This window comes from Eremococcus coleocola DSM 15696, assembly GCF_000428865.1.
Classification (GTDB): Bacteria; Bacillota; Bacilli; order Lactobacillales; family Aerococcaceae; genus Eremococcus; species Eremococcus coleocola.
In genome coordinates this window covers 1-5,396 of record NZ_AUAT01000043.1, presented here as the reverse complement: position 1 = coordinate 5,396, position 5,396 = coordinate 1, and the positions used below count along the sequence as shown (strand labels likewise).

Genomic DNA, 5,396 nt, shown 5'->3' with positions numbered 1-5,396 from the left:
CATATTGATTCGCTAGAGATTGATAGCTTTTCTCACTTGTCAAGTAAGATTGTACTACTTCTAACTTGAATTCAACAGGATAAACTTTATTTTGTCGACAACGCAATAGTCCTTCCTCACCTAGGGTTTGGTAAGCATTAACCCATTTTCGGATGGTACTATCACTTTTAACCTGATATTTTTTTGCCAAATATTTGTAACCGCCTGCTCCTTCTAAGTATTCTTCAACAATCTTTCGTTTAAATTCATAACTATATTTTGACAATATAAATACCCCCAAAAAGTTAGATTTTGGTCCAACTTTTTGGGGGCACTACACTAAAAAGACTCGTCTTTTTTTATATATCCGCAACCACTTATCCTAAGTCACCTATTAATTATCTAATAATAACAATTAGTTTCTTATTTGGCTGGGCTATGATAACGTTGCTCATATTCCTGGTCTGCCTTAGGTAAATAAGCGTATAATTCTTTGATTAATAATTTCATTCCCGGTGAATGAGGATTTTTTTGATTAATGGTTAAATAAACCGGGAAGTAAGCCGGATCTTCAATTGGTACAATAATCATCTCTTTAGAGGAAACTAAGCGAGGGGACCGACTCGGCATCAAAGTAATGGTCTCTGGACTCGACATAGATGAATCCATTAAATAATGCCATGAAGACGAAATATAAGCATAAGTTGGATTTAAATTCCGTTCTTTAAATTTAACTTCAGTCTTATGATAGGTCATAAAGTCCTTGGATAAGCTCATGATAGGATAGCTTGCCACCTGTTCCCAGGTAATCGAAGCTTCTTGAGATAAAGGATGATTCACTGACATAAAGGCTGCAATTTCATCCTTGTATACCAGAGTTTGAGACACTGAATCAACATCCAGGTTTTGGGGTTCAACTAGGAAGGCAATCTCAAATTCATCTTCCTTGAACCGTTTAGCTATATCTACTGCGCCGCCTTCAACTAATTTTATCTGTAAGTGCGGATATTTATTGGTGAAATAAGCAAAAAACTTAGGCAGCAAGACCTGCGGGGTTGTGGTAGTGGCCCCGAAAATAATGGTTTCTTCTTTGGCCTGAGCCGCCTTTTCTTCTACGGCCGCCTCTAATTCTTCATACTTATTAATAATTTCAATAATATAGTCATAAATCAGCTTTCCCATACTGGTTAAACCAGTCAAACGATTATACTTGCGTACGAATAGTTCTAAGTCATTATTTTCTTCGAAATTAGAAATAAAACGACTCAGAGCAGGCTGACTAATATGAATCTTACGCGCCGCTTCCGTCAAATTATAATTTGACTCCACAATATGTTTCAAATAATACATTTGAGTAATTTCTAAATTCATCTTAGCCCTCCTTTAGTCAAATTTCGTTATCTAATATTAAATTATTACGCTTTCATTTTAATATATCAAGCTATTTGCTCTAATTAAAGTATAATAATAGAAATTTACATCGTTTTTTTCCAGAAATAAAATTTAATTATTATTAACTCACCAGTAGAATACCATTTTAAACATTTTATCTCTTAGCCTTTAGGGAAACTAAAGTAATATTGGATATTATTTTTATTAAAGATTCAATTCTTGAATAAAAGCTTGGATCGATTTTTGCCAGAAAGGCCATTCATGCCCTCCTTCACTTTCATGAAGTGAAATGTCCACATCCTTATCTTTATTGGCTTGATAAAATTCTCGGTTAGCCGTCATCAAGGTGTCTTCAGTTCCACAAGTCATAAAGATTTTAGGTAATGTCTGCCCCTTTGCCAAGGCTTGGTCAATCGTAAAAGTAGGGTTTTTATAGGAGTTTAAAATACTGGGAATGTCCCCAAAAATCGCCTGGTAGTAGGTCCGATTTTTGAAAGGAATCGCTTGGTCTAAGCGCGAAACTTGGGCATGATCCATAATTAGCGCGGATGAAAAAGCGCCAATCACGGAGAAATGTTGGGGATTCGCTAAGCCATTGATTAAGGCCCCATAACCTCCCATGGAAAGGCCCGCGATATAGGTGTCTTCAGCTTTGTAAGATAAGGGGAACATATGCCGGGTCATGGTGACTAATTCTTGACCAATAAACTGGCTAAAATGGGTCATTCCATCAGGTTGGTCGACATAAAATTGGTTTTCACCCGCTGGCATAATCACGGCGAGATTCGCTTCTGCCGCTAAGTCTAAAATATTGGTTTTTAATAACCAGTCATCTTGACTGCCCATCACCCCATGGAGTAAATATAAAGTCTTGTAGGGAAGCGGAACTTCAATTTCTTCATTCATAGAGAAGCGATCCGTTGGTAGGTAAACATTGACCGCCACAGTCCGCATTAAAGCTTTTGACATAAATTTAACTTCTAAAATTGCCATAATCATCCTTCTTTCATTGACAGATACCCCTAGTTTGCGCCAATAAAAAAGCAGGGTCAAGTAAAAACTTGACCCTGCTTCTGATTAAACGAATTAATCTAAAATTTGTGTGGCAATTCCAATTGAATTAGGCCCTGCATGGACACCTAAAACCGCGGTCAATTGGGTTTCAAGCACTAATTCTGCTTTTTCAATTTCATTTGCCAAAGCTTCTTTTAATAAGAGGACTTCTTCCTGGTTATCCCCAGAGAAAATCGCTAAGCGATACCGTTGTGCTCCTTTTAAATCAGCTTTAATTTGGTCTACAAAGGCTTGAAAACTCTTTTTCTTACCTCGAACCTTGCCAATCACACCTACTTCCCCGTCAATCATCTTAAGTAGGGGTTGGATTTTAAGGATTTGACCTAACATACCTTTATATTTATTAAAACGGCCCCCTCTAACTAAATATTCTAAGGTTCTAAACAAGGCATAGATATCCGTTTGCGGCCGAACCCGTTCAAGTTCAGCTAATATTTCTTGGACACTCGCGCCCGCTTGGTTCATTTGGGCTGCTAAAATCGATTGAAGGCCCGCAGAAGACGCAATTTGTTCCGTGTCGAAGACAAATAATTCCATACCTTCATATTGATCTTGTAAGACTTTGTAGATTTGCCGCATCCCCGTAACCTTTGCTGAAGAACAAAGCATTAAGGCTTGATCATACCCCTGAGCTTTTAGCTTATCCAAGAGATCGAGAGCTTCATTAATCGGAGGTATCCCGGTCGATAAGACCTTATAGTCTTGCATGGTCCGGTAGAATTGAGTGGTGTCGATATCAACCAAATCTTTGAAATGTTGGTCACCCATTTGGATTTGGTAGGATAAAAGTTCTAAGCCAAATTGATGGGCCAGTTCAAAGGTCAAGTCTTGGGATGAGTCAGCAATGATAGCTAATTTTGTCATGATTGATCTCCTTTTTCTTGGTCTAAAAAATCAAATAAGGTTTGATAGTAAGCATTTTGATTGAGGTAACGGGCATGGGCATGTCCGCCTTTAGGGAAAATTTTAATTTCTTTGCTTCCCGGAATAGCTTGATAAAGCTCATGGGCCATGGCCACCGGGACGAAATCATCGTTTTCAGTATGTATAATAAGGATGGGCACATGGGCCTTGGCAACGTATTTTTTCACATCGGCAGCTTTAAGCGAATAGCCTGCCTTAGCTTGAGCTACTATGTTAGAAAGGTCCAAAACCGGAAAGGCTGGTAAGGAAAAACGAGCCTTTAATTCAGAAGCGAAAATATCATAAACACTAGAATAACCCGCGTCGTCCACAATCTTGGTCACATTTTTCGGCAAGTCTAAGCCAGCGGTAAAAAGAACAGTTGCCCCACCCATAGAAGTCCCATGAAGCACAATTTGGCTGTCTGGATCCTGGTCAACTACCCGATTTATCCAGGTAAGCAAGTCTTCCTTATCTAGGTATCCCATACCGATATAATCACCTTGGCTAACCCCTTGGCCCCGCATAGCAATAGTTAGGATATGATAGCCGGCAGCCTGGAAATGAGGAATCAGAGCATGGGTTTCTGCTTCGTTGGATTGATACCCATGAACCAGAATCACCCATTTATGACTGGATGTTTTTTGAGGAAAATAATGGCCCACAAGGTCAAGACCGTCCTGGCTTTTGACCTGCCATTCTTTCACCGCAGTATCTCCTTGATAGGTTTGGGCGATAAAATCTTCAGCTTGGGCTTTAATCTGATCGACTTGTTTGTCTTCTGCTTCCTGGTTGGGATTAACTGCTTGGACTTGTCGGTCTTGCCCCCCGTTTTGATAGACTAGGGCATAATCTACAAAATAGTTGCCAATGCCTAGGCCGAGTAAGGTTAATATATAAACTAAGATGCCTAGAATGGACAGCCTTCTTTTGAGTTTGGTCATGATGAAACCTCGTTTCTAGAATATTGTAACAAAGTTTAGCATGGATGTTGACCAGCAAAAAGAAGCATTTTCTGGTATACTGTTCGATAAAGAACAATTTAAGTGGAAATGCCACTCTAGTGCAAAAAGGAGTTTACACATGGCCCAACAAGATTTACGGATTCAAAAAACTAAACGCTCACTTTTAGCTGCCTTCTTCAAATTGGCAGAAACACAAGATTTTGACCAAATCACTATTGACCAGCTTTGCCAGACTGCCTTGATTCGGCGAAATACTTTTTACCGACATTTCGAAGATAAATATTCATTTGTCGATTATGTGATTGAAAAGTCCCTCAACGATATTTATAGTAAGCATATTCAAGACTACCCTGACTTAAGTACGGAAGACTATTATTATCAAGTAGTCCACGAAAGTCTTGCCTTTATTGATAATCATAAACGCTTTATCTCAACGATGTTCAATAGTCGTTTTAATGACCTCTTGTCCAGTCAAGTTTCCAACCGCATTATGGTGGTCGTCGACCGGGAAGTCGAGAAATACAAGTCCTTGGGACGTCACTTCCCTAAAAATACCCGCTTTACCACCCGCTTTTTTACTGGGGGCATTTTATCGATTCTTTATCAGTGGATTATGTCTGACTTTGCTATGTCAGTCGATGAACTCAGTAGAGAAATAACTCAACTAATTCTAGCCTTTTGGCGGGCCTTGTCGGTGGAAGTTTGATACTCTTGCAAAAAGTTTTAGGAGTATTAATTGCTAGCGCCTCCTTTATAAAAACAAAAGATGTGGTTTAAAACACGGCAAAGCACAGGGAATCCTAGTTTTGTACATTGAATCTTGCCAATGCACAAAATATTACACTTTTTCATCAAATAGATTCAAATAAATATATTAAACATTCTGGTCTATACAGTCCTTCTAGAATTTACTCAAAAAAGAAAAGCACCGGGCCACGTATAGTGACCCCAAAAAGTTGGACCAGAGAGATGAGTACATATTTTATGTACTTGTCTCTCTTATTTTTTGTTTTCTAAGCAGCTTGAAGTGAATGGCGATAAGCAATTGGGCTCATCCAGTTTAATTTTTCTTTGATTCGTTCT

The 5,396-nt window shown here is 38.8% G+C and carries 6 protein-coding genes; 1 reads left to right on the top strand and 5 read right to left on the bottom strand.

Features of this window, described 5'->3' with window-relative positions; translation table 11 throughout:
• The 5 genes from G396_RS0108480 to G396_RS0108460 all read right to left on the bottom strand — a co-directional run.
• Positions 1-265: helix-turn-helix domain-containing protein (locus G396_RS0108480; protein WP_028125693.1), on the bottom strand; the 265-nt coding region annotated here is incomplete at its 3' end.
• A gap of 137 nt (positions 266-402) precedes the next feature.
• Positions 403-1,350 carry a LysR substrate-binding domain-containing protein gene (locus tag G396_RS10640; RefSeq protein ID WP_051221259.1) on the bottom strand — a complete coding sequence of 316 codons (948 nt, stop codon included), beginning with the start codon at positions 1,348-1,350 and terminating at the stop codon, positions 403-405.
• A 225-nt stretch (positions 1,351-1,575) separates the two neighbouring features.
• Positions 1,576-2,364: an alpha/beta hydrolase gene (locus G396_RS0108470; RefSeq protein WP_006417638.1), complete on the bottom strand. Its 789-nt coding sequence runs from the start codon at positions 2,362-2,364 to the stop codon at positions 1,576-1,578.
• A gap of 93 nt (positions 2,365-2,457) precedes the next feature.
• Positions 2,458-3,309, bottom strand: coding sequence for a DegV family protein (locus G396_RS0108465; RefSeq protein WP_028125700.1), 852 nt, complete (start codon positions 3,307-3,309; stop codon positions 2,458-2,460).
• Positions 3,306-4,292, bottom strand: a complete 987-nt coding sequence (locus G396_RS0108460) for an alpha/beta hydrolase (RefSeq protein ID WP_028125699.1) — start codon at positions 4,290-4,292, stop codon at positions 3,306-3,308. The genes G396_RS0108465 and G396_RS0108460 overlap by 4 nt, the downstream gene beginning before the upstream one ends.
• A gap of 139 nt (positions 4,293-4,431) precedes the next feature.
• Here G396_RS0108460 and G396_RS0108455 point away from each other — a divergent pair, with 139 nt between their 5' ends.
• Positions 4,432-5,019: a TetR/AcrR family transcriptional regulator C-terminal domain-containing protein gene (locus tag G396_RS0108455; RefSeq protein ID WP_028125698.1), complete on the top strand. Its 588-nt coding sequence runs from the start codon at positions 4,432-4,434 to the stop codon at positions 5,017-5,019.
• Positions 5,020-5,396 lie beyond the last annotated feature (377 nt).

Coding starts and splice junctions, on each gene's coding strand:
- G396_RS10640 (WP_051221259.1), bottom strand. CDS start 1,350: ATGAATTTAGAAATTACTCAAATGTATTATTTGAAACATATTGTGGAG.
- G396_RS0108470 (WP_006417638.1), bottom strand. CDS start 2,364: ATGGCAATTTTAGAAGTTAAATTTATGTCAAAAGCTTTAATGCGGACT.
- G396_RS0108465 (WP_028125700.1), bottom strand. CDS start 3,309: ATGACAAAATTAGCTATCATTGCTGACTCATCCCAAGACTTGACCTTT.
- G396_RS0108460 (WP_028125699.1), bottom strand. CDS start 4,292: ATGACCAAACTCAAAAGAAGGCTGTCCATTCTAGGCATCTTAGTTTAT.
- G396_RS0108455 (WP_028125698.1), top strand. CDS start 4,432: ATGGCCCAACAAGATTTACGGATTCAAAAAACTAAACGCTCACTTTTA.